This is a genomic window from Mesorhizobium sp. USDA 3734, assembly GCF_056279665.1.
Window position 1 is genome coordinate 6,809,686 of record NZ_JBWCCW010000001.1, and the last position, 22,373, is coordinate 6,832,058.

At 63.0% G+C, this 22,373-nt stretch carries 22 protein-coding genes and 1 pseudogene; 12 read left to right on the forward strand and 11 right to left on the reverse strand.

All coding sequences use genetic code 11. From position 1 onward, the window contains the following. Positions 1-56: 56 nt before the first annotated feature. Positions 57-674 carry a transglutaminase-like cysteine peptidase gene (locus ACZ89F_RS32560; protein WP_476096284.1) on the forward strand — a complete coding sequence of 206 codons (618 nt, stop codon included), beginning with the start codon at positions 57-59 and terminating at the stop codon, positions 672-674. 315 nt (positions 675-989) lie between these two features. Here ACZ89F_RS32560 and ACZ89F_RS32565 read toward each other — a convergent pair whose 3' ends face one another. The 5 genes from ACZ89F_RS32565 to ACZ89F_RS32585 all read right to left on the reverse strand — a co-directional run bounded on the left by ACZ89F_RS32565 (position 990) and on the right by ACZ89F_RS32585 (position 4,103). Next, entirely contained in the window at positions 990-1,247 is a 258-nt protein-coding gene (locus tag ACZ89F_RS32565) for a hypothetical protein (protein ID WP_476096285.1), read from the reverse strand. Between the two features lie 83 nt (positions 1,248-1,330). Continuing rightward, entirely contained in the window at positions 1,331-1,699 is a 369-nt protein-coding gene (locus ACZ89F_RS32570; protein ID WP_476096286.1) for a helix-turn-helix domain-containing protein, read from the reverse strand. Then, entirely contained in the window at positions 1,696-2,226 is a 531-nt protein-coding gene (locus ACZ89F_RS32575; RefSeq protein ID WP_476096288.1) for a Smr/MutS family protein, read from the reverse strand. Before ACZ89F_RS32575 ends, ACZ89F_RS32570 begins: the two co-directional genes overlap by 4 nt. Next, the gene (gene mltA / locus ACZ89F_RS32580; RefSeq protein WP_476096290.1) at positions 2,223-3,362 is read right to left on the reverse strand and encodes a murein transglycosylase A; all 1,140 of its coding nucleotides are present in this window, start codon (positions 3,360-3,362) and stop codon (positions 2,223-2,225) included. Before mltA ends, ACZ89F_RS32575 begins: the two co-directional genes overlap by 4 nt. A 24-nt stretch (positions 3,363-3,386) precedes the next feature. Then, positions 3,387-4,103 carry a Tim44/TimA family putative adaptor protein gene (locus ACZ89F_RS32585; RefSeq protein ID WP_476096291.1) on the reverse strand — a complete coding sequence of 239 codons (717 nt, stop codon included), beginning with the start codon at positions 4,101-4,103 and terminating at the stop codon, positions 3,387-3,389. 217 nt (positions 4,104-4,320) lie between these two features. Between ACZ89F_RS32585 and ACZ89F_RS32590 the strand changes: the two genes are divergently transcribed. Next, entirely contained in the window at positions 4,321-4,821 is a 501-nt protein-coding gene (locus ACZ89F_RS32590; protein WP_476096293.1) for an FxsA family protein, read from the forward strand. Positions 4,822-4,952: 131 nt separating this feature from the next. Beyond that, on the forward strand, positions 4,953-5,453 hold the full coding sequence (gene secB / locus ACZ89F_RS32595; protein WP_476096295.1) for a protein-export chaperone SecB: 501 nt from the start codon (positions 4,953-4,955) through the stop codon (positions 5,451-5,453). 124 nt (positions 5,454-5,577) lie between these two features. Here the strand turns inward: secB and dnaQ are convergent, their stop codons facing one another. From dnaQ to ACZ89F_RS32620, 5 genes are all read right to left on the reverse strand, one after another. Next, positions 5,578-6,282, reverse strand: coding sequence for a DNA polymerase III subunit epsilon (gene dnaQ, locus ACZ89F_RS32600; protein ID WP_476096296.1), 705 nt, complete (start codon positions 6,280-6,282; stop codon positions 5,578-5,580). 75 nt (positions 6,283-6,357) lie between these two features. Next, positions 6,358-6,963, reverse strand: coding sequence for a dephospho-CoA kinase (gene coaE / locus ACZ89F_RS32605; RefSeq protein WP_476096297.1), 606 nt, complete (start codon positions 6,961-6,963; stop codon positions 6,358-6,360). Beyond that, positions 6,960-7,796, reverse strand: coding sequence for a shikimate dehydrogenase (locus tag ACZ89F_RS32610; RefSeq protein WP_476096299.1), 837 nt, complete (start codon positions 7,794-7,796; stop codon positions 6,960-6,962). Before ACZ89F_RS32610 ends, coaE begins: the two co-directional genes overlap by 4 nt. Further along, complete coding sequence (locus tag ACZ89F_RS32615) at positions 7,789-8,388, reverse strand: Maf-like protein (protein ID WP_476096301.1); 600 nt, start codon at positions 8,386-8,388, stop codon at positions 7,789-7,791. The genes ACZ89F_RS32610 and ACZ89F_RS32615 overlap by 8 nt, the downstream gene beginning before the upstream one ends. A 318-nt stretch (positions 8,389-8,706) precedes the next feature. Next, complete coding sequence (locus ACZ89F_RS32620) at positions 8,707-9,528, reverse strand: pyruvate, water dikinase regulatory protein (RefSeq protein WP_476096302.1); 822 nt, start codon at positions 9,526-9,528, stop codon at positions 8,707-8,709. A gap of 405 nt (positions 9,529-9,933) precedes the next feature. On the opposite strand from ACZ89F_RS32620, the gene hemE reads away from it, so the two are divergent. The 4 genes and pseudogenes from hemE to ACZ89F_RS32640 all read left to right on the forward strand — a co-directional run bounded on the left by hemE (position 9,934) and on the right by ACZ89F_RS32640 (position 14,173). Next, a complete protein-coding gene (gene hemE / locus ACZ89F_RS32625; RefSeq protein WP_476096304.1) occupies positions 9,934-10,965 on the forward strand; it encodes a uroporphyrinogen decarboxylase in 1,032 nt (343 codons plus the stop codon). Beyond that, positions 10,965-11,501, forward strand: coding sequence for a protoporphyrinogen oxidase HemJ (gene hemJ / locus ACZ89F_RS32630; RefSeq protein ID WP_476096305.1), 537 nt, complete (start codon positions 10,965-10,967; stop codon positions 11,499-11,501). The genes hemE and hemJ overlap by 1 nt, the downstream gene beginning before the upstream one ends. Before the next feature lie 176 nt (positions 11,502-11,677). After that, positions 11,678-12,943, forward strand: a complete 1,266-nt coding sequence (rho, locus tag ACZ89F_RS32635) for a transcription termination factor Rho (protein WP_109663581.1) — start codon at positions 11,678-11,680, stop codon at positions 12,941-12,943. Positions 12,944-13,223: 280 nt separating this feature from the next. Next, positions 13,224-14,173 (forward strand): annotated as a pseudogene (locus ACZ89F_RS32640) (IS630 family transposase). A 6-nt stretch (positions 14,174-14,179) separates the two neighbouring features. Here the strand turns inward: ACZ89F_RS32640 and ACZ89F_RS32645 are convergent. Then, entirely contained in the window at positions 14,180-16,198 is a 2,019-nt protein-coding gene (locus ACZ89F_RS32645; RefSeq protein WP_476096307.1) for a thioredoxin domain-containing protein, read from the reverse strand. Between the two features lie 60 nt (positions 16,199-16,258). Here ACZ89F_RS32645 and mnmE point away from each other — a divergent pair, with 60 nt between their 5' ends. The 5 genes from mnmE to ACZ89F_RS32670 all read left to right on the forward strand — a co-directional run bounded on the left by mnmE (position 16,259) and on the right by ACZ89F_RS32670 (position 22,336). Continuing rightward, entirely contained in the window at positions 16,259-17,590 is a 1,332-nt protein-coding gene (mnmE, locus tag ACZ89F_RS32650; protein WP_476096308.1) for a tRNA uridine-5-carboxymethylaminomethyl(34) synthesis GTPase MnmE, read from the forward strand. Between the two features lie 427 nt (positions 17,591-18,017). Further along, entirely contained in the window at positions 18,018-19,898 is a 1,881-nt protein-coding gene (mnmG, locus tag ACZ89F_RS32655) for a tRNA uridine-5-carboxymethylaminomethyl(34) synthesis enzyme MnmG (RefSeq protein ID WP_476096309.1), read from the forward strand. Next, entirely contained in the window at positions 19,895-20,527 is a 633-nt protein-coding gene (gene rsmG / locus ACZ89F_RS32660) for a 16S rRNA (guanine(527)-N(7))-methyltransferase RsmG (RefSeq protein ID WP_476096311.1), read from the forward strand. Before mnmG ends, rsmG begins: the two co-directional genes overlap by 4 nt. Before the next feature lie 54 nt (positions 20,528-20,581). Further along, on the forward strand, positions 20,582-21,382 hold the full coding sequence (locus ACZ89F_RS32665) for a ParA family protein (RefSeq protein ID WP_127415161.1): 801 nt from the start codon (positions 20,582-20,584) through the stop codon (positions 21,380-21,382). Positions 21,383-21,445: 63 nt separating this feature from the next. Next, positions 21,446-22,336, forward strand: a complete 891-nt coding sequence (locus ACZ89F_RS32670) for a ParB/RepB/Spo0J family partition protein (protein WP_476096312.1) — start codon at positions 21,446-21,448, stop codon at positions 22,334-22,336. Positions 22,337-22,373 lie beyond the last annotated feature (37 nt).

Below are 22,373 nucleotides of genomic sequence, written 5' to 3' on the forward strand. Positions count from 1 at the left end.
ACACGGACTGTAAATCCCCCTTAACCTTTCGTTAATAACAAGGGTGAGCGGGGACAATGATATCCTCATCAATGGCGCGAAGGCTGCGCGTGTATGTGGCGGCCGGGCTGGCAGTAACGGGAGGCTGGGTGGCACCGGCTTTGGCGGCCGGAGCGATGGCGACCGGGGGGCTCACCTCGCAGCCGATCGGCCACTATGATTTCTGCAAGCTGCATCCGGGCGAATGCTCGATCCGTCCGACCAATCTCGCGCCGGCCCCGATGACCGACGGGTTGATGCGCAAGCTCCTCAATGTCACCGCCAGGGTCAACGCCGCCGTCAAGCCGATGAGCGACATGGACATCTACGGCAAGGACGAGGTCTGGGCCTATCCCGACAACGGCGTCGGCGATTGCGAGGACTATGTGCTGGAAAAGCGGCGCCAGCTTTCGCGCATGAGCATCTCGCTGGCCGATCTGCTGATCACCGTCGTGCGCAAGCCCGACGGCGAGGGCCACGCGGTGCTGACGGTGCGCACCGACAAGGGCGACTATGTGCTCGACAATCTGACCGACAAGGTCAAGCCATGGGACGCGACCGGCTACCGCTTCCTCAAGCGGCAGGCAATCGACAACACCGGCCGCTGGGTCTCGATCCGCGGTGGCCAGCAGGTGCTGGTCGGCGCGGTTCAGTAGGCACTGGCTGCGGCTGCCCTGGGGGCGGCATCCATCACTTCGTCATCCCAGGGCGGAGCAGGAGCGAAGCTCCGTCGCGAAGACCCTGGGATCCATGCCGTGAGGCAGATGAAGAACGTTGGGCGCGGGAACAGGCGCCATTTACACCGACATATCGCCAGATTTTGCACCGCCGCGACGCTCGCAACTCGCGGCATGGATCCTCGGGTCTACGCGTCCGCTTCGCTTCCGCTCCGCCCGTGGATGACGAAAGCGATATTTCTCCGTGAACCATTTCCTCCCGGCCGACGACACATGGCCGTAGACGGTAACCAATCATGGAGACTTCAGATGACTGCACTTTTGCGAAATGCCTTCCTCGCCGCCATCGCGGTATCGGCTTTGGCCGGACCCGCCCTGGCCGATCAGACCGTTACAAGCTGCGCCCAGACGCAAACCAACGATTTGTGGAGCGGCCGCTGTTGCGGTGCTGGCGACTCGAACTGCCTCGGCGGTGGAAACAATGGCCACGACCACAACGACAATGGCGGTCGGGGAAATAATGGCGGCGCGGCCGGCAAGAAATGATCTCATCACAGTTGCCTGCTGGCTGCCCGCCAGCGGGCGCTGTTTTGCGATCAGGCGGACGTTCGGCCGCAAAATCCGGGCAAGACCAGTTACGGCCGTCGGCCGAGCGCCGCTTGGATCGATGCGGTGATGTGGCGAAGCTCCGCTTCGTCGAGCTTTTCGATGTTCTCGGCCAGCAGATTGGCAAGCTCGGTGGCGGCGGGGTTCAGGCCCGACGTGTCGAGCTTGACGCGCGGATGCGAGGCTTCGGCCAGCCGCGCCAGCTCCTCGGCGTCGTCCCAGATAATGTTGAAATAGCCGATGATCTTCTGGATCAGCGTCCAGGTCGGCGCGCCGCGCCTGCCATGCTCGAGCGCCGACAGATAGGCGGCGCTGACGCCGATCGCCGCCGCCATGTCCTTCTGGCTGACACCGCGTTCGCCTCGTAGCGTCCGCAGCTTCTCGCCGAACGGGGTCATGAACGCACCCGCCGCAGCCGGATATAGAGCGCGCCCGAACCGCCATGGTTGCGGGCGGCATGGTCGTGGCTGGAGACCAGCGGCCGGAAGGCGGGCGTCGACAGCCAGGCGGGTACGGCGCGCCGGAGCACCCCGTCGCCGCCCGAGGACGATCCCTTGCCGGTGATGACCAGGACATAGCGGACGCCGCCGGCATGCGCCCGGTGCAGGAACGAAAACAGCAGCGAATAGGCCTCGTCCTGAGTCATGCCGTGCAGGTCGACGCGACCCTCGATCGGCAGCCGGCCCTTCGACAATTTGTCCAGCGTGGGCTCGTCGAGGCGGTGCGTGACATGCTGAGCCTTCGGCTTTGCGGCCCCTCCGGCGTTGGTAGCGGCCATCGCCGGCTGCGACGGCGTCGGCCTGGCCTCGGCAGCAATTTCGGGGATTTCGGCGGCGATCCTGCCCTTCAGCGGCTTGGCCGTGCGCGCCACCAGATTCCACAGAACCCGGTCGTCCTCGCTTAATTTGTCTGGGCGCCGGGTCATCGATTCGCACCCGGAACGAGCGCGCGCGGCACCAGCGCATAAAAATCGGCCGCATTGCGGACCACGCCGGCAATCTCGCCGGCGGCATCGCCGGAACCGGCGAAGAGATCACCCCGCGCCGGCCCGGTGATGGCGGAGCCGGTGTCCTGCGCGATCATCAGCCGCCGGAACGGTTTTGCATCGAAAGCGGTGAGCATCGGCGCGTCGATGTAGAACGGCGTGCCGAATGTGTGCAGCAGGCGGTCGACGGCGATGGAGCGGCCCGGCGTCAGCGGCACCTTGGCGGCGGCGATCGGACCAAGGGCCGCGTCCTCGACATCGGCCTCGCGGAAGAAGATGTAGGAGCGGTTCTGCCACAGGATCTCGTCGACACGATCCGGATGCGCCTTGAACCAGGCGCGGATCGACTGCATCGTCACCTCCGCCAGCGGGATCTCGCCGATCTCGCTCAGGATCTTGCCAGGCCCGGTAAAGCGCTGGCCGGATTTGGCGGCATAGGTGACGCGGGCAAGCCGGCCGTCGGTCATGTTCAGTCTGGCCGCGCCCTGCACGTGAATGAAAAAAGCATCGACCTTGTCGGCCAGCCAGGCGATCTCCAGGCCTTCGCCATCCAGCGCCCCGCGCTCGATCTCGCCGCGATCGGGATATTCGACCAGCCCGTCCGGCGTCTGGCGCGCGAAAGCGAGGTAGGGATCCAGGTCGGGCGGCCGATTGCTGTCGTCTATGTCGACGAGATCGGCCGGGCGCGACAAAAGCGGCACCGAAAAGCGGTCAGTCCGCACCGGCGATGCCTCGACTTGTGGTTCGTAGAAACCGGTGACGAGGCCGGCGGCGCCAGTCTCGGCGCGGACAAGCGCCGGGACAAAATGGCGCTCGAAGAAGGCCCGGGCTTCCTTCCGATCCAGAAACGGCCGATCCAGAAATGGCGACCGATTCGCCGGCGAAACGGAACGGGCCTCGGCGTAGGCTTCGGCAAAGGCGTCGAAGTCGACGCCGAGCGCACCGCTGCGATAGGGTTTGGTCAGGACATGAAAGGCCGAGCGGCGAAAGGCGGCGAAAGCCGCCAGATGGTCGTCCTCCTCCCAGCCAGGGAGGTCAGCGAAAGATTTTCCGACAAAGAGAGGCGATAGCGACACCGGAGCCTCGCCGCGTATCCGAACTCAGTCTTCTTCCTCGGTGGCGACGAGCTTCCAGTTCGGATCGCGCGAGCGCGTGTCGCGGGCGAAGGTCCAGACATCCTTGACCTCGGCGACGGTTTCCGGGTCGCCGTCGATGACCGCACCCGCCTTGTCGCGGGTCGCCGAGATCAGCTCGCTGATGATGCGCAGCGTGACATGCGCCTCACCACCCTTCATCTCGGCCGAGACGATGTCGGCCTTGTCGATGCCGACGAAGGAGGACTGGATTTTTTCCGCCTTGGCCTCGCGTTCGCCGATCGCGGCGACAAAGCCGTCAAAGACTTCGCGCGACAACAGGTTCTTCAGCGTTTTGCGGTCGCCGTCGGCATAGGCCATGACGATCATCTCGTAGGCCATCTTGGCGCCGTCGACGAAACCCTTCGGCTCGAAGGACGGATCGTTGTCCTTGATCGTGCGCAGCCCCTTGTTGAGGTCGGTGTCGGGCTTGGCGAAGGCGTCGATCGCCGCATAGGTGTCGGCGGCCGGCTCACCCGGCAGACGCTTGCGCGGCAACGAAACGACATTCTCGGATTTCTGCGCGGCATCCTTGTCGCCCTTGTCGCCGCTGCGGGCCGCCGTATAGGGGTCGAAGGGCGGCCGTTCGCTGCCGGTGCGACGGCCCAGCACATTGCGCAGCTGGAAAAAGATGACCACCGCCGCAATCAGGAAGAAAATCGTGCCGAAGTCGAAGAATCCCATATCTTCCGCCAATCAATCCCTGCCTTGTGGCCGGACCGTCAGGCCCAATGGCCGCGGTCGCATAGCGTTCAACATTCAAAGCATATAGAACGCAAGGCGCAATCATTCAAATCAAAGGCAGGCATACCTATCTAACAGCCTCAGTGCCAGCGGCGATTGCTCGCCGGCGGCCAAAACAATCGAAACGGCCAAAACGATCGAAAAAGGTTGGCAAGACTTGCGCATTTCGTTCCTCCCCCTTTTTCTCCTGGCACTTCCGCTGTTGGAAATCGCCGGCTTCGTGGTTGTCGGACGCCAGGTCGGCGCGCTGGCAACAGTCGGCCTGGTGCTGGCGTCTGGTATCGCCGGCGCGCTGCTGCTCCGGCATCAGGGTTTCAGCGTCATGACGCGGATCCGGACCGAAATGGACGCCGGCCGCGATCCGAGCCGCCAGCTGGCGCATGGTGCCATGATCGTGCTGGCGGCGATCCTGTTGATCATCCCCGGTTTCATCACGGACATTATCGGCCTGCTGCTGTTCCTGCCGCCGATCCGCGACCTCGCCTGGCGAGCCTTGAAAGGCCGCGTCGTGCTGGCCACCAATTTCTCGACCGGCGGCTTCCGCGGCCGGCAGCGCGACAAGACCATCGACCTCGACGATGGCGATTATTCGCGCAGCGACGACTATGCGCGCGGACCGGACCACAACTCCCCCTGGCGGCGTTTGAAGGACGAGTAGGGCGCCGGCCCTCCCACATCCCAAAGGCCGGGAAGCAAGGCGGCAAACCTTGTCTTGTCATCCCCGCCATGGTAGCGAACGCCCGATTTCAATTCGGTCAGCGACGCTGCCCAGGCAAGAGGACAAGGCTTATGGCCAGCAAAGATGAAGCGCCGGTCGGCGCAGCCAACGGAAACGGCAATGCGGCGCAGCCGTCGCTCAACGTGCTGGCGCAGTATGTGAAGGACCTTTCCTTTGAAAGCCCCGGCGCGCCGAATTCGCTGCGTGGCCGCGACAAGGCGCCCGGCATCGCCATCAACGTCAACGTCAACGCCAACCCGCTCTCCGACAAGCAGTTCGACGTCAATCTGACGCTGAACGCCAAGGCGTCCTTCGATCAGGAAGTGCTGTTCAATGTCGAGCTGGTCTATGGCGGCGTGTTCGCGATCGCAGGCTTCCCGCAGGAACACATGCTGCCGATCCTGTTCATCGAATGCCCGCGCCTTTTGTTCCCGTTCGCCCGGCAGATCATCGCCGAGGCAACCCGCAATGGCGGGTTCCCGCCGCTGATGCTCGACCCGATCGACTTCGCGCAGATGTTCCAGCAGAAGCTGGCCGAGGACCAGGCGGCGTCGAAGGTCAAGGTGAGCTGAGGCCTGCCTGCCACGGATTGTGAAAAGCCCGGCCTCGCGCCGGGTTTTTTGTTTGGGGTGCTGGCGGGACAGCGAATCCTAGCGGTTGGCCGAAGTCCTCGCGTTTTCGGCCAGCAGTTTGCGATCACCCCGTCGCAACCTTCAACCACAGCGCCTTTTCGCCAAGCGTGGCGACCATGCCGGCATGCGCGGCGCGTTCGGCTTCGGTGAGGCGCGGCGGTAAGGGTGCCGGCCGCTGGCTGATGACAATCTCGATCTGGCGAACATTCTCGCCGCCCCTGGCCGGCGCGCTGGCGCTGTCGAGGACGAGGGCTGCCTGCTTGCCGCCGATCAGCTCGATATAGACCTCGGCCAGCAATTCGGAATCGAGCAGGGCGCCGTGCTTGGTGCGCCTTGTGTTGTCGATGCCGTAGCGACGGCAGAGCGCGTCGAGTGAATTGGGGCCCATCGGGTGCTTGCGGCGCGCCAGCGCCAGCGTGTCGACGACGAGGCCGTTGTCGATGGCGGGGTGACCGAGCCGGCCAAACTCGACATTTAGGAAGCCGATGTCGAAGGTGGCGTTGTGGGCGACCAGCTTGGCGCCGTCGGTGAAGGCCAGCCACTCCTGCACAATCTCGGCAAAGGTCGGCTTGCCCGCGAGGTCCGCCGCGCTGATGCCGTGCACCGCCTGCGCCTCGGCGTGGATCGCGCGCCCTTGAGGGTTGATGTAGTGGTGGAAGGTCTTTCCGGTCGGGAAGCGATTGACCAGCTCGACGCCACCCAGCTCGATCACGCGGTCGTCGCGCGAATCGAGCCCGGTTGTTTCCGTGTCGAAGATGATCTCACGCATCGAATCAGTCGCTCCAAAGAAGCAGAATCGTGAGACCGGAACAAAATGGCAATGGCCAATGCTGACGGCCTGCCGTCAGGAGCCTGCCTTGCCGGACTTATCCCCGGAGAGTTCGGCGATGATGGCTTTGACCGCCGCGCGCGCAGCATCCAACCCCTGTCCGGTGTCGATAACGAAATCGGCCTGTCTGCGCTTTTCCGCATCCGGCACCTGCTTGGCCAGGATCGATGCCAGTTTTTCTTCCGTCATGCCCGGCCGCGCCAGCACGCGTTCTCGCTGGATCTCGGCCGGGGCGGTGACGACGACCACCTTGTCGACGCGGTTGCGCCCGCCGGTTTCGAACAGCAGGGGGATATCGAGAACAGCGATCGATTCGCCTGCGGTACGATGCCTGGCCAGGAAGGCATCGGCGTCGGCACGCACCAGCGGATGGATGATCGCCTCGAGCCGCTTCAGCGCGGCGGCATCGCCGAGCACGCGCGCGCCAAGTTTTGTTCGGTCGACCACGCCGGCAAATGTGGTGCCGGGAAAGGCCACTTCCACCAGCGGAGCTGCCTTGCCGGCATAGAGGCGATGCACCGCCTCGTCGGAATCATGAACCGGCACACCGGCGTCAGTGAACATCTTGGCCGTGGTCGACTTGCCCATGCCGATGGAGCCGGTGAGGCCAAGCACGATCATGGCTTCGGCACCAGATCGGCAACGATGATCGCACGGAGTTCAGCTGTAACTCGCGGCCTGACACCGAACCAGCGTTCGAAACCGGGCACGGCCTGATGCAGCAGCATGCCGAGGCCGTCGACCGTCTTCAGCTTTCGCGCGCGCGCCGCCGCTAGCAGCGGGGTCTCCAGCGGCACATAGACGATGTCGGTGACGATGGCATGGTCCGGCAGCAAGGCGGGGTCGGCCGACAGGCCTTCATTGCCATGCATGCCAAGTGCGGTGGTGTTGACCAGCAGGCCGGCATCGCCAAGCAGTTCGTCCGTCGCCGCCATGCCATGCGCCGACACGCCGGCGCCGAAACGATCGCGCAACTCTATAGCCCGGGCGAGCGTGCGGTTGACGATGCGGATGTCGGCAACGCCGCGTTCCTTCAGCGCATGGATGACGGCGCGCGACGCACCGCCGGCGCCAAGCACCACCGCCGCGCCCGTGCTCGCCCAGCCCGGCGCATGATCGTCGAGGTTGGCGGCAAAGCCGTGCGCGTCGGTATTGCCGCCCCACAGGATACCGTCCTCGAACCACAGCGTGTTGACGGCGCCGATCTCTTGCGCCGCCTGGTCGCGGCGCTCGGCCAGCGTGAAAGCCGCCTCCTTGTGCGGGATGGTGACATTGCCGCCGCGGTAGCCGTTTGCCCGCAGCGTCTTCACGAACGCGGCAAAATCTTCCGGCGCGATATCGATGGCCTGGTAGCTGCCATCGATGCCGTGTTTGGCCAGCCAGTGGCCGTGGATCTTCGGCGAGCGCGAATGCTTGACCGGATGGCCGGTGACGAAGGCTTTTTTCTTAGCCATCGATGGCTCCCAGCGTGCGCAGTTCGGCCAGCAGCGGCAGAAGCGGCAGGCCGACAATGGTGAAATGATCACCCTCGATCTTCTCGAACAGCTGAATGCCTTCTGCTTCGATCTGGTAGGCGCCGACGCTGGACAGCGCCTTGGCGCCGACGCGGGCGAGATGGCGGCCGATGAAGGTGGGGTCGAGCTTGCGCATAGTCATGCCAGCGATGCCGACATGTCGCCACAAAACCTTGCCGTCGCGAACCAGCACGGCGGCGCTGTTGAGCTGATGGGTCTTGCCCGACAGCGCCAGGAGGTGACGGCGCGCGCCTTCCCTATCGGCCGGCTTGTGGAACACCTCGTCGCCGAGCGACAGCGTCTGGTCGCAGCCGAGCACCAGGGCACCCGGCCTGCGCTCGCTGACTTCAGTGGCCTTCGCCTCGGCCAGCACCAGGGCGACGTCTTCGGGCGAGACACCGCTGTCCTGCAAAGGCGACTCGAGCGCCCGCTCATCGACATCGGCCGGCACCGCTTCGACATCGACGCCGGCATTGACGAGCATCGCCTTGCGGAACGGACTGCCTGAAGCGAGGATGATTTTCTCGGTCATGGTTTGTGCACCTGATTACCTGTCCAGTTGCCGTCGAGATGTTCACCCAAGTAGAAAACCGTTGCAATCGTCGGCCACTGTCGCGGCATGGATCCTAGGGTCTCCGCGACGTCGCTTCGCGACTGCTCCGCCCTAGGATGACGAAGGCGCGATGGTTCATCGACAATCACCAACGTTGGAGATTGGCAGAGACGACCCTCTCTTCGTCATCCTAGGGCAAAGCAAGGAGCGTAGCGACGCGGCGCAGACCCTAGGATCCATGCCGCGACCTTCGAGCTTCGCGGCGGTGGGTGTTGGCGACGCACAGTCCGGCTCCAATTATCTGTTCTTCCCTCGCAGGGCAACGATGGCCGCGGCCGTTTCTTCGATCGAGCGGCGGCTGACGTCGATCATCGGCCAGCCATGGCGCGTGCAGATCTTGCGGGCGTAGGCGAGCTCTTCGCTGATCGCGGCGCGGTCGACATAGTCTGATGCCTCGTAATCGCTGCTGTTGCCGAGGATGCGGTTTTGCCGGACATGCGAGATGCGCTCGGCGGTGGCGATCAGCCCGACGATCAGCGGCTTGCTGGCGTTGACCAGGCTTTCCGGCACCGGCACGCCGAGCACGATCGGGATGTTGGCGGTCTTGATGCCACGATTGGCGAGATAGATGCTGGTCGGCGTCTTCGACGTGCGCGAGATGCCGATCAGCACGACATCGGCATCGTCCATGTTGAGCGGCAGCTGGCCGTCATCATGGTCCATGGTGAAATTGAGCGCGTCGATGCGGCGAAAATATTCGGCATCGAGAACGTGCTGGGCGCCGACGCGTCGGCCGGCCGGCGTGCCGAGATAGGACTGGAACACGGTCAGCACCGGCTCCAGCACCGATACACAGGGCAGGCCCATGGTCGCGCAGCGCTCGTCGATGCCGCGCGCCAGCTTCTGGTCGACGACCGTATAGAGGATGATGCCGGGCTCCTCCTCGATGTCCTCGAACACTTTCGCTACCTGCTTTTCGGTGCGGATGAGCGGATAGATGTGCTCGATGGCGCGCGCATCCTTGTATTGCGCCGAAGCCGCCCGGCCGGCGGCGAGCAGCGTTTCGCCGGTCGCGTCGGAAATCAGGTGCAGGTGGAAGAAGCTCTGGGGTTTGTTCACAGGGGGACGCTCCAGGCTGTGGGCTTCTGTGGATAAAGCGGGATGAAAAGACGGGTCGGTCGGAGGCGACTGTATCAGATGGCAGTTTGTCCACAATTCGATGCGCTGTCAGCTTCGTCGAGCGGCTGGGGACAAGTTTGGGGACCGGTTTTCTTGCGCTGCTACTGTCCACAGGGCTGGTTTTTCCCGAAGCATCCTAAGGCTTTGACTCCAGTAGCGGATTCCAAACTATCCCCAGAGCCCTACATCCGGGAGAAAGAAGCGCGCGACAATATGCTTGCTGGTGTTTTTCGGGGCAAAGCGGGACAGGTGATAACCACCACAACCAACAGACTCTTAGAATCAGAAGAATCTTAGATATAAGAATCTTTAAGATTATAGAGGGCTGGGAGAGGCGAGCGTTCGATGCCCAAAAGCCGGATCATGCTGGACGTCCTCAAGGGCGAAGCGGTGTTTCCGCCTCCGCTCTGGATGATGCGTCAGGCCGGGCGCTATCTGCCGGAGTATCGTGAAACACGCAGACGAGCCGGGTCGTTCCTCGATCTCTGCTACGATCCGGACCTTGCCGTCGAAGTGACCTTGCAGCCGATCGAGCGCTTCGGCTTCGATGCCTCGATCCTGTTTTCCGATATCCTTGTCGTTCCGCACGCGCTTGGCCGTGACGTCCGCTTCGAAGAGGGGCGAGGGCCGCTGCTGACGCCGATCACCGCGCCGGAGATTCTGGCTCTGGAAAGCAAGGTGTTTCACGTGAATCTCGAACCGGTCTACGAGACGGTTCGCCGGTTGCGGGCCAAACTGCCCGACGAGACGACCCTGATCGGCTTTTGCGGCGCGCCGTGGACAGTGGCGACCTACATGATCGCCGGCCATGGCACGCCCGACCAGGCGCCGGCGCGGCTGTTTGCCTATCGTGAGCCGGCGGCGTTCCAGCACTTGCTGAAAGTGCTTGCCGATCATTCGGCAGCCTATCTCATCCGCCAGATCGAAGCGGGTGCGGATGTGGTGCAGATTTTCGATTCCTGGGCCGGCGTGCTCGACGATGCCTCTTTCGACCTGTTCTGCGTCGAGCCGGTGGCGGAGATCGTGCGTCAGGTTCGGGCCGTCCATCCCGATGTGCCGATCATCGGTTTTCCCAAGGGCGCCGGCGCGCGCTACCAGACCTATCGCCAGAAGACCGGTGTGACGGGTCTGGGGATCGACTGGACGGTGCCCCTGGAGGCGGCGAAGGATTTGCAGCGCTCAGGAGCGGTTCAGGGCAACCTCGATCCCTTGCGCCTCGTGGCTGGCGGCAAGGCACTGTCCGATGGCATCGAGGCGATCCTGAAAGCGCTGGGAGACGGGCCGCTGATTTTCAATCTCGGTCACGGCATCACGCCGGAGACGCCGATCGCCCATGTCGAGGCGATGGTGAAACAGGTACGGAGCGCGACACGCTGATGGCTGAGATGAACAACACGAACAGCACCGGGCAGGCGATGATGCGCATGATATCAGGTATCGTCGTGCTGGTCGTTCTCACCGCGCTTTTGTATTTCGCCGCACCCGACAGCTTTTATCCGTGGGCGAAGGCAATCCATATCCTCGCAGTCATCTCGTGGATGGCCGGCATGCTCTATCTGCCGCGGCTGCTGGTCTACCACGCCGATGCCGAAAAAGGCTCGGTGCAGTCGGAGACCTTCAAGGTGATGGAGCGGCGCCTGCTGCGTGGCATCATCAATCCGGCGATGATCGTCACCTGGGTGTTCGGCCTGTGGCTGGCCTGGAAAGGCTTTGGTTTCGAGGGTGGCTGGCTGCACGCCAAGATCGGTGCGGTGCTTTTGCTATCAGCCGTTCATGGCTATCTGGCCGGCGCGGTGCGCAAATTCGCCGAGGATCGCAATGAAAAGCCCGCGAAGCACTGGCGGATCGTCAATGAGATCCCTACATTGCTGATGATCGCAATCGTGATCCTGGTTGTCGTCAAGCCGTTCTAGGCCTTTATCGGTCCCGCAAAACGCAGCTTGCTCTTTCCCCTGACCGACGATAAAAGACGGGTCTTCCTTCCCGTCATGCGCCGCCCCTCATTGCTTTCGGCCGCGCCCGGCATTTGTCGCATCCCGCCGATATTTTCCCAAAGCTTACCCAGACTCCATCTATTCAAGGTCCGTCTATGCAAGAAATGAAACTCGCCGAGTTCAAAAACAAGAAACCACCAGAGCTGATCGCTTATGCCGAATCGCTCGAGGTCGAAAACGCCAGCGTCATGCGCAAGCAGGAACTGATGTTCGCGATCCTGAAGAAACTGGCCGCACAGGACGTCGAGATCATCGGCGACGGCGTGGTCGAGGTGCTGCAGGACGGTTTTGGTTTCCTGCGCTCAGCCAACGCCAACTATCTGCCAGGTCCCGACGACATCTACATTTCGCCGTCTCAGATCAGGCGCTTTTCGCTGAAGACCGGCGATACGGTCGAAGGACCGATCCGCAGCCCGAAAGAGGGCGAGCGCTATTTCGCGCTGCTCAAGGTCAACACGATCAATTTCGACGATCCCGAAAAGATCCGCCACAAGATCCACTTCGACAATCTGACACCGCTCTATCCGACCTCGCGGCTGAAGATGGAAATGGAGGTTCCAACCTCCAAGGACATCTCGGCCCGCGTCATCGACCTGGTGGCGCCGCTCGGCAAGGGCCAGCGCGCCCTGATCGTGGCGCAGCCGCGCACCGGCAAGACGGTGCTGTTGCAGAACATCGCCCACTCGATCACCACCAACCATCCCGAATGCTATCTGATCGTGCTTCTGATCGACGAGCGGCCGGAAGAAGTGACCGACATGCAGCGCTCGGTGAAGGGCGAGGTCGTGTCCTCGACCTTCGACGAGCCGGCGGTGCGCCACGTGCAGGTCGCCGAAATGGTCATCGAGAAGGCCAAGCGCCTGGTCGAACATGGCCGTGACGTCGTCATCCTGCTCGATTCGATCACCCGCCTCGGCCGCGCCTACAACACCGTGGTGCCGTCATCCGGCAAGGTGCTGACCGGCGGTGTCGACGCCAACGCGCTGCAGCGCCCGAAGCGCTTCTTCGGCGCCGCCCGTAACATCGAGGAAGGCGGCTCGCTGACCATCATCGCCACCGCGCTGATCGACACCGGCAGCCGCATGGACGAAGTCATTTTCGAAGAGTTCAAGGGCACCGGCAATTCGGAAATCGTGCTCGACCGCAAGGTCGCCGACAAGCGCATCTATCCGGCCATGGATATCCTGAAGTCCGGCACCCGCAAGGAAGACCTGCTGGTCGCCCGTCAGGACCTGCAGAAGATCTTCGTGCTGCGCCGCATCCTGGCGCCGATGGGAACCACCGACGCAATCGAGTTCCTGATCGACAAGCTGAAGCAGACCAAGACCAATGCGGACTTCTTCGATTCGATGAACACGTAAGGGGCGGGCGGGGATTACATCCTCGCCTTCGTCATCCTCGGGCTTGACCCGAGGATCCATGCCGTGAGGTCTGCCGGGGAAAGCAGCGAAGCAGAATCTGTGCCGTTGCAACGCTCGGAAGTAACGGCATGGATCCTATGGTCTGCGCCGCGTCGCTTCGCTCCTTGCTTCGCCATAGGATGACGAACCTAGAGCGTTTCCTACTTTGAGAGAATCGTAGGATTCCCAAATCAGGCTGTTTGTGATTCAAGATGCAGGCTGGGTTGGAGGCCAGCATCTAATGACGCGAGCGCTTTCAAACGATCTTCGTGAGCGTGTTGTTGAAGCAGTTGGCGCAAGCGAGAATTGCCGTACCGTGGCATCGCGCTTTGGCGTTGCAGTTTCCTCTGTCGTGAAGTGGTCGCAGCGCTATCGAGCGACCGGCTCGGTGGCGCCGGGCAAGATGGGCGGACATCGCAAGCGCATTCTTGAGCCGCATCGGGCCTTCATCGTGGAGCGGATCAATCAGACCTCTGAGCTGAGTTTGCATAGGCTGAAAGACGAGTTGGAAGCGCGCGGGGTCAAGGTCTCGCACAATACGATCTGGATGTTCCTGCGCCGCGAGGGCCTGAGGTTCAAAAAAAACACTGTTCGGCCTTGAGCAGGCCCGCGCTGATATTGCCCGCAGGCGTCAGCGATGGCGGTCCTGGCAGGCGGGTCTCGATCCACAGTGCCTGGTTCTTCATCGATGAGACCTGGATCAAGACCAACATGGCTCCGCTGCGCGGTTGGGGGCCGAAGGGCAAGCGGCTGCGCGGCCTGGCGCCGCACGGCCACTGGCGCACGCTGACCTTCCTTGGCGCGCTGCGCTGGGATCGGCTCGCAGCACCTTGTGTCTTCGACGGACCGATCAACGGCCAATGCTTCCGGGCCTATGTCGAGCAGCAGCTCGTCACCGTTCTGAAGCCCGGCGACATCGTCGTCATGGACAATCTGGGAAGTCATAAGTCGGCCGCCATCAGGCAGATGATCAAGGCTGCCGGCGCCAGGCTTTGGTACCTGCCGCCTTACTCTCCGGATCTCAATCCCATCGAGCAGGCCTTCGCCAAGATCAAACACTGGATGCGCCAGGCTCAGAAACGCACTGTCGAGGAAACTTGGCGCCACATCGGCCACCTCGTCGAAACCATCGAGGCAGCCGAATGCAAGAACTACTTCGTAAATGCGGGATACGCTTCCGTCAAAACGTGAAACGCTCTAGCTTCGCCTCAACAGCTTCTCCAACTCCTCAGCATCCGTGACCACCGGCAGGCAAACCTGCCCCGTGCACAACCATGCACCCGCTCTGTCGGTCGGCGGCAGGATTCCACCGGGCAGCAAGGGTCGATTCGCACCCGTACCGATTGGCACGACGATGTCGACGCGGCGCGGGTCCGGGCATCGATTCGCAACCGGAACGAGCTTTGGATCGTCCAGTGAATCGACGATGACCAGTTTGAGTGGTTCGATCGCCAGCGCGCAGGCGTTGACGATGCCGGCCTGGCCGTAGGCCTGGTGCGCCGCACGGCCGGCGGCATGTTCGGCGAGTTGCCAGGCTCTTTCCTGCAGCTCGAGGTCGCCGGTGACGGAGGCGAGCCGGACCAATGCCTCGATGATCTGGCCGGTGGCGGACGGAATGGCTTCGTCGACATCGCCCCTGATGCGGATCGGCACGTCGGCGCTGTCCGATGCGGTCAAATAATAACCGGTCTTCTCGGCGTCGGCGTGCCATTGGTCGAGCTGCCCGACGAAGTGGCCGGCCTGGTCGACATAGCTCCAATCCCCAGTGGCCTCGAACAGCGAGATCGCCGCATTGGCCATGGCGGCGTAGTCGCTGGACAAAGCGGGAAACAATCTTTTGGCGCCGAGCATGGAATGCGGCAAGCGGCCGCCGCGGCTGGCAGAGCAGATATGGGCGAAGGCTTTTGCCGCAGCGTCGATCCAGTCAGGCCGCGCCAGCGAGCGGCCGGCCTCGGCAAGGGCTGCAATCATCAGGCCGTTCCAGTCGGTGAGCGCCTTGTCGTCGCGCCCGGGCCTGACACGATGCTCTCTGACCGCCAGGAGCTTCGCTGTCAGCGGGACGAGCCGATCGCGGTCGATCACACTTTGCGATTGCTGGGACCTTGTTTGGTGGACGACCGGCTTGCCTTCCCAGCCATGCGGGCTTGAGAGCGTGAAGTGTTTGAAAAACAATGCAGAATCGTCGCCTAGAACAGCTTCGATCTCATCGCGGGTCCAGGTGTAGAACAGCCCTTCCTCGCCGTCGCTGTCGGCGTCGAGACTGGCGGCAAAGGCGCCGCCATCGACGCGCATTTCGCGCAGCAGCCAGTCGACCGTCTCTTCGATTCGGACCCGGAACAGTTCATTGCCGCTCGCGGCAAAAGCCCAGTTGCAGAAGCGGATGAGTTGGGCATTGTCGTTGAGCATTTTTTCGAAATGCGGCACCAGCCATTCGGCATCGGTCGAGTAGCGGCTGAGCCCGCCGCCGATATGATCGTAGATGCCGCCGCTCACCATCTGTTCAAGGCTGATGAGGACGTCGTCGCGATGGGCGGTGTTGCCGTCGCGCAGCCAGGACAGCCAGAGTGTGAGCATGAACGGCGCATTGGGGAATTTCGGCGCGCCGCGCAGGCCGCCGAGATCGCGGTCGACCATGCCGTCTACGCCCTTGGCAAGCTCCGCCAGCGTGTCGCGATCGAGCCCTGTTTTTGCATGCGAACCAGCGAGGCGCGCCTCGACATGGGTCGTCAGGCCGTCGGCGCTCTGGTTGAGGCTCGCGCGCTTCTCGCGCCAGGCCTTGTCCACCGCCTCCATCACCTGGATGAAACCGGGGCGCCCATAGCGCGGCTCGCGCGGGAAATAAGTGCCGCCCCAGAACGGCTTGCCGTCCGGCGTCAGGAACATGGTCAGCGGCCAGCCGCCCTGCTCGCCCATCGCGGAAAGTGCCGCCATGTAGATCTGGTCGATGTCCGGACGCTCCTCGCGGTCGACCTTGATATTGACGAACAGACGGTTCATGACGGCGGCGACAGCGTCGTTTTCGAAGCTTTCATGCGCCATGACATGGCACCAATGGCAGGCGGCATAGCCGACCGAAAGCAGGATCGGCCTGTCCAGCGTCTTTGCCTCCTCAAGCGAAGCCGGCGACCAGGCTCGCCAGTGGACGGGGTTGCCGCTGTGCTGCTGCAGATAGGGGCTGGCCTCTTGGGAAAGCAGGTTTTGCGCAGGCAATGTCACAATGAGGAACTCGGTTCACAGCGTTGGCGGAAAGCTAGGGCGGTTCGGTAGAGCGGGCAAATGAATTCAGGCAGTTCCATCGTTGCGTTGTCGAGCGGTCGGCTCCCCGCCGGCGTCGCCGTCATCCGCATCTCCGGCCCCCAGACTCGATTCGTAGTCGAAACGATTGCCGGTGGTATGGTTAAAGACCGCGCGACGGTTCTGCGCAGGCTGCGGGCGCCCGATGGAACCGTGCTCGACAACGGCCTGGTTCTTTTCTTTCCCGGTCCTGCGAGCTTTACCGGCGAGGATGTTGCCGAGTTCCATGTTCATGGCGGGCGTGCCGTGGTGGCTCGAATGCTGGAGACCATCGGTGGTTTTGATGGCGTCAGGCATGCTGAACCGGGCGAGTTCACTCGCCGCGCCTTTCTTAACGGCAAAATCGACCTCGTAGAGACGGAGGCGCTGGCTGATTTGGTCAATGCCGAGACCGAGGCGCAGCGGCGGTTTGCGGTCCAGAATGCCGAAGGCGTTCAGAGCGAACTTTATCTCGGCTGGCGCCGCAGGCTGATCCATGCCCGTGCCATGATCGAGGCCGAGATCGACTTTGCCGATGAGGACGATGTCCCCGGTTCCGTTTCGGATACGGTCTGGTCCGACGTTCGGGCAATGATCGGCGAGGTCGACCAACACATTGCCGGATTTCGCGCCGCCGAGATCATTCGCGATGGCTTCGAGGTCGTCATCCTCGGTGCGCCCAACGCTGGTAAGTCGAGTCTTTTCAACGCCCTGGCGCGGCGCGATGCCGCTATTGTAACGGATGAGCCTGGCACGACGCGGGACCTGCTTGAAGTGACACTTGATCTCCAGGGGATGCGGGTCAGGCTTACGGATACGGCCGGGTTGCGCGATGCGCCGGGCAAGGTCGAGGCGATCGGCATCGAGAAGGCGAAGGCCAAGGCGCATGGCGCCGATCTCCTGCTGCTGCTGCAGGACGTCGCGAATCCCAGGGATATCGGTCCGCTGGCGGCCTCGGCGCCGGCCTTGCGCGTCGGCACGAAGCTCGATCTGCTGGAAAGCCGAGCGGCAAGGGATGCGGCGGGGGACTATGACCGTGTCATCTCGGTGAAGAATGGTGCCGGCGTGGACGGACTGCTGGCGGAAATCGGCCGTCGCGCGGCGGACGCGGCCGGTAGTGCCGGCGATATCCTGCCGTCGCGCCTGCGCCATGTCGAATTGCTTGGCGAAGCCAACCGCCATCTGCGTCGCGCCACCGACGACCGGACTGTTGGGCAGGAATTGCGCGCCGAGGAGTTGCGGCTCGCTGCCGATCGCCTGGGGCGCATTGTCGGCGCCATCGATGTCGAGGACATGCTGGACGTGATTTTCTCGCAGTTCTGCATCGGGAAATGACTCACGTGAAACAATGGGTTGCTAGGCGGAACCACGACGTCGTCATCCTAGGGCGGAGCAAGGAGCGTAGCGACGCGGCGCAGACCCGAGGATCCATGCCGCGACATCAAAGCAGCCGCCACGGTGCAGAGTTCTGCCCCGCTGTCCCCTTTGGTCAAGGTCACGGCATGGATCCTCGGGTCTTCGTGACGGAGCTTCGCTCCTGCTCCGCCCGTGGATGACGAAGGCGGGGAGGCTCGTCCAAGCCACCGCGCTGCGCCGCCGGTGTGACTCACGTGAAACGTCGGTGCCCCCGATGACTCACGTGAAACACGCGCGATGGCAGGTGCAGGGTTGTTTCACGTGAAACGACTTGCGGAGTTTTCTTGACAGCGCTGCCTGGCAGGGACATGTGTCCCTCATTCATTTGAGTCTGGGACGTTTGGAAATGACCAATCACTATGATGTGGTTGTGGTGGGCGGCGGCCACGCCGGGTGCGAGGCGGCCAGCGCTGCCGCGCGCGCCGGTGCCAGGACCGCACTCGTGACGCTGCGCTTTGACACGATTGGGGTCATGTCCTGCAATCCGGCGATCGGTGGGCTCGGCAAGGGCCATCTGGTGCGCGAGATCGATGCCATGGACGGGCTGATGGGCCGCGTGGCGGATGCTGCCGGCATTCAGTTCCGTCTGCTCAACCGCCGCAAGGGTCCGGCGGTGCGCGGACCGCGCACGCAGGCCGACAGGAAGCTCTATCGCCTTGCCATGCAAGAAGCGATTCGGCAGCAGAACGATCTCGACGTGGTCGAAGGCGAGGTTTTGGACTTCGAGATCGTTGATGAGCAGATCGCGGCGGTTCTCCTGGCCGGCGGCAGGCGGCTTGCCTGTGGTGCGGTCGTTCTGACGACCGGGACCTTCCTGCGCGGGCTTATTCATATTGGCGAGAAGAAGATTGTCGCCGGCCGCATGAACGAGCAGGCCAGCCTCGGTCTCTCGGCGACGATGGACCGCGCGGGTTTCAAGCTCGGCCGGCTGAAGACCGGCACGCCGCCGCGGCTCGATGGCCGGACCATCGACTGGGCGTCGCTGGAAAAACAGGCCGCGGATGCGGATCCGGTGCCGTTCTCGCTGATGACCGATCGCATCGAGACTCCGCAGATCGACTGCGGCATCACGCGCACGACCACGGCCACGCACGAGCTGATCCGCGCCAATCTCGGCCGCTCCGCCATGTATTCCGGCTCGATCGAAGGCATCGGGCCGCGCTATTGCCCGTCGATCGAGGACAAGATCGTCAAGTTCGGCGATAGGGACGGACACCAGATCTTTCTTGAGCCGGAAGGGCTCGATGACGATACTGTTTATCCCAATGGTATTTCGACCTCGCTACCTGAGGATGTGCAGCTCGATATCCTGAAGACCATCCCCGGGCTCGAACGTGCAACCATGCTGCAGCCTGGCTATGCCATTGAATATGATCATGTCGATCCGCGCGAGTTGCATCAGACGCTGGAGACGAAGCGCGTTGGCGGCCTCTTCCTCGCCGGGCAGATCAACGGCACGACTGGCTACGAAGAGGCGGCCGGGCAAGGCCTGCTTGCCGGGCTCAATGCGGCACGGCGGGCGGCCGGCAGCGAGCAGATCGTGCTCAGCCGTACCGAGGCCTATATCGGCGTGATGGTCGACGATTTGACAAGCCGCGGCATCAGCGAGCCCTACCGGATGTTCACCTCTCGGGCCGAGTTCCGGCTGTCGCTGCGCGCCGACAATGCGGATGATCGGCTGACGCCCCTTGCTGCGAAACTGGGAATTGCCTCGACGCAGAGGATGCAGCGCTACGAGACTGTCATGCAGTACCTCGATGAAGCACGTCAGCTGGCAAAGTCACTCGCCCTGACGCCCAACGAGGCGGCGCGTCATGGGCTGGAAATCAACCGGGATGGCGTGCGCCGGTCTGGCTATGAATTGCTGTCTTATCCCGACGTCGATGTGGCCTGGCTGGCTCGTATCGATTCGCGCTTCGCGGACATCGACGGCAAGACAGCAGAGCGTCTCGAAACGGAAGCGAAATATTCGGTCTATCTCGACCGCCAGAAGACGGATGTGGCGCAAATCCGGCATGAAGAGAGCCGCTTGATTCCCGAGACGGTCGATTTTGCCGGCGTGCCGGGGCTGTCCAACGAGTTAAAGCAGAAGATGCAGGCGCGGCGGCCGCGCTCCATCGCCGATGCCCAGCGCATGGAAGGCATGACGCCGGCGGCGCTGGCGATCATTGTCGCGCATGTCCGCCATGCGGAGAGCGCCCAGCGCCCACAAAGGGATGTTGCGTGAGTTCACTATCCCTAGAGAGCCTGCAGGACGCGGCAGGCCCGGTTTCACGTGAAACATTCGATCGGTTGGTGGCATTCGAGCAGATGTTCCAGAAATGGAATCGCAGCATCAACCTCGTGGCGCAATCGACGTCCGGCGATGTCTGGCAGCGCCACATCCTGGACAGCGCGCAGCTCGCGCGCATAGAGCCTCAAGCCACACGCTGGGTGGATCTCGGCTCGGGCGGCGGATTTCCGGGGCTTGTCATGGCTTTCCTGCTTGCCGAGCGGGATGGCGCCAGCATTGATCTGGTTGAAAGCAATCGCAAAAAGGCATCCTTCCTGCAGACCGTGGTCGGGCAATTCAGCCTGCCGGCGCGGGTGGTGGCGCGCCGCATCGATGACAGCCATGCGCTTGTTTCGACACCGCAAATCGTCACGGCGCGGGCGCTGGCCTCGCTTTCGACCTTGCTGGACCTGTCGGCGCCCTGGCTGACGTCAGGCGCGCGCGGCCTGTTCCACAAAGGCCGGGATTATCGCGCCGAAGTGCAAGAAAGCGTTAACCGGTGGTCCTTCGATCTGGTAGAACATCCCAGTGTGACCGACCCTCAGGGCGTCATCCTTGAACTGTCCAACCTGCGACCTGTCTGATTCGCGACTGGTCAGACTCCTTGGCGACCCAAAATGAATTTCTGGCATAGACCCATGATGAAGAATGGCCCCCGAATCATCACCGTAGCCAACCAGAAGGGCGGTGTCGGCAAGACGACCACCGCCATCAACCTGGCCACGGCGCTCGCCGCGATCGGCGAAAAGGTGCTGATCGTCGATCTCGACCCGCAAGGCAATGCCAGCACCGGCCTCGGCATCGACCGCAAGGACCGCACTGTCTCGTCCTATGACGTGCTGACCGGCGAGCTGGAGCTGGAAGCGGCTGCTATTCCAACGGCAGTGCCTGGCCTGTCGATCGTGCCGTCGACGCTCGACCTGCTCGGCATCGAAATGGAGATCGCCTCCGCACCCGACCGTGTGCTCAAGCTGCGCAATGCGTTGCGCGCCGCGACCGCTCGCGGAGCGCCCTTCGGCTACGTGCTGATCGACTGCCCGCCGTCGCTCAATCTGTTGACCTTGAATTCCATGGCGGCAGCCGATTCTGTTCTTGTGCCGCTGCAATGCGAGTTCTTCGCGCTCGAAGGTCTGAGCCAATTGCTGGAAACGGTCGAGCAGGTGCGCCGTTCGATCAATCCGGATCTCACCATCCAGGGCATCGTGCTGACCATGTATGACGGCCGCAACAATCTGGCCAACCAGGTGGTGCAGGATGTGCGGGCGCATATGGGCGACAAGGTCTACGAGACCGTCATTCCGCGCAATGTGCGGGTGTCCGAGGCGCCGTCCTACGGCAAGCCCGCGATCCTCTATGACCTCAAGTGCTCGGGCAGCCAGGCGTATCTGCAACTGGCGTCGGAAGTGATCCGCCGCGAGCGCAAATTACGCGCCGCTTGATTAGGCTGGATGCATAGTTAAAAGCCGATTCGACACCGAAACGATCCGAGACTTGGAATAAAGATGAGCGAAGACCTTTCGAGAAAGAGACTGGGCCGTGGGCTGGCAGCGCTGATCGGCGAGATCGATCGCCCGGTAGCACCCGAAAAGCCGGGGATGAGCGCCGACGGCAAGGTGCCGATCGAGTTCCTTACCCCCAATCCGAAGAATCCGCGCCGGCATTTCGGCGATGCCGAACTGACCGACCTCGCCCAGTCCATCCGCGAACATGGCGTCGTCCAGCCCGTGGTGGCGCGGCCTTCGCCGACACAGGCCGGCCGCTACGAGATCATCGCTGGCGAGCGACGCTGGCGTGCGGCGCAGCGCGCCGGGCTGTCCGAGATCCCGGTCATCATCCGCGAAGTCAACGATCGCACCGCGCTCGAACTGGCGATCATCGAGAACGTCCAGCGCACCGATCTCAACGCGGTCGAGGAAGCGCTTGGCTACCAGCAGCTGATCGACGAACACGGCTACACCCAGGCCGATCTCGGCCAGGTGATCGGCAAGAGCCGCAGCCATGTCGCCAACACGCTGCGCCTGCTGAAGCTGCCGGATGTGATCCGCGACATGCTGGTCGACGGCGCACTGTCGGCCGGGCACGCTCGCACGCTGGTGACGGCCGAGGATCCGGCCGGCCTTGCCAAGCGCATCGTCGAAGAAGGACTCTCTGTACGCCAGGCCGAAGCGCTGGCGCAGATGCCGGCCGGCACCAGCACCTCCAAGGAAGCCAAGCCTGCGCCAAGTCCGGAGCAGAAGGACGCCGACACGCTGGCGCTGGAAAAGCTGCTGACCGACACGATCGGCATGATCGTGTCGGTGGACCACAAGGGCAAGGGCGGCACGCTTCGGGTGGCCTATCGGTCGCTCGAGCAGCTTGATGAGCTGTGCCGCAGGCTGAAGCAGGAGCGGTAGTTAGCCGGCGAATTATCTTCAAGCCGAAGATTGCGCG

Bases quoted from the DNA above. Each gene is read 5' to 3' on its own strand.
- rho (WP_109663581.1), top strand. From the start codon at position 11,678: ATGCAAGAAATGAAACTCGCCGAGTTCAAAAACAAGAAACCACCAGAG.
- ACZ89F_RS32560 (WP_476096284.1), top strand. From the start codon at position 57: ATGATATCCTCATCAATGGCGCGAAGGCTGCGCGTGTATGTGGCGGCC.
- mnmG (WP_476096309.1), top strand. From the start codon at position 18,018: ATGACCAATCACTATGATGTGGTTGTGGTGGGCGGCGGCCACGCCGGG.
- coaE (WP_476096297.1), bottom strand. From the start codon at position 6,963: ATGATCGTGCTTGGCCTCACCGGCTCCATCGGCATGGGCAAGTCGACC.
- ACZ89F_RS32670 (WP_476096312.1), top strand. From the start codon at position 21,446: ATGAGCGAAGACCTTTCGAGAAAGAGACTGGGCCGTGGGCTGGCAGCG.
- ACZ89F_RS32665 (WP_127415161.1), top strand. From the start codon at position 20,582: ATGATGAAGAATGGCCCCCGAATCATCACCGTAGCCAACCAGAAGGGC.
- ACZ89F_RS32615 (WP_476096301.1), bottom strand. From the start codon at position 8,388: ATGACCGAGAAAATCATCCTCGCTTCAGGCAGTCCGTTCCGCAAGGCG.
- hemJ (WP_476096305.1), top strand. From the start codon at position 10,965: ATGGCTGAGATGAACAACACGAACAGCACCGGGCAGGCGATGATGCGC.
- mnmE (WP_476096308.1), top strand. From the start codon at position 16,259: ATGAATTCAGGCAGTTCCATCGTTGCGTTGTCGAGCGGTCGGCTCCCC.
- ACZ89F_RS32570 (WP_476096286.1), bottom strand. From the start codon at position 1,699: ATGACCCCGTTCGGCGAGAAGCTGCGGACGCTACGAGGCGAACGCGGT.
- dnaQ (WP_476096296.1), bottom strand. From the start codon at position 6,282: ATGCGTGAGATCATCTTCGACACGGAAACAACCGGGCTCGATTCGCGC.
- ACZ89F_RS32575 (WP_476096288.1), bottom strand. From the start codon at position 2,226: ATGACCCGGCGCCCAGACAAATTAAGCGAGGACGACCGGGTTCTGTGG.
- secB (WP_476096295.1), top strand. From the start codon at position 4,953: ATGGCCAGCAAAGATGAAGCGCCGGTCGGCGCAGCCAACGGAAACGGC.
- ACZ89F_RS32610 (WP_476096299.1), bottom strand. From the start codon at position 7,796: ATGGCTAAGAAAAAAGCCTTCGTCACCGGCCATCCGGTCAAGCATTCG.
- hemE (WP_476096304.1), top strand. From the start codon at position 9,934: ATGCCCAAAAGCCGGATCATGCTGGACGTCCTCAAGGGCGAAGCGGTG.
- ACZ89F_RS32585 (WP_476096291.1), bottom strand. From the start codon at position 4,103: ATGGGATTCTTCGACTTCGGCACGATTTTCTTCCTGATTGCGGCGGTG.
- ACZ89F_RS32565 (WP_476096285.1), bottom strand. From the start codon at position 1,247: ATGAGATCATTTCTTGCCGGCCGCGCCGCCATTATTTCCCCGACCGCC.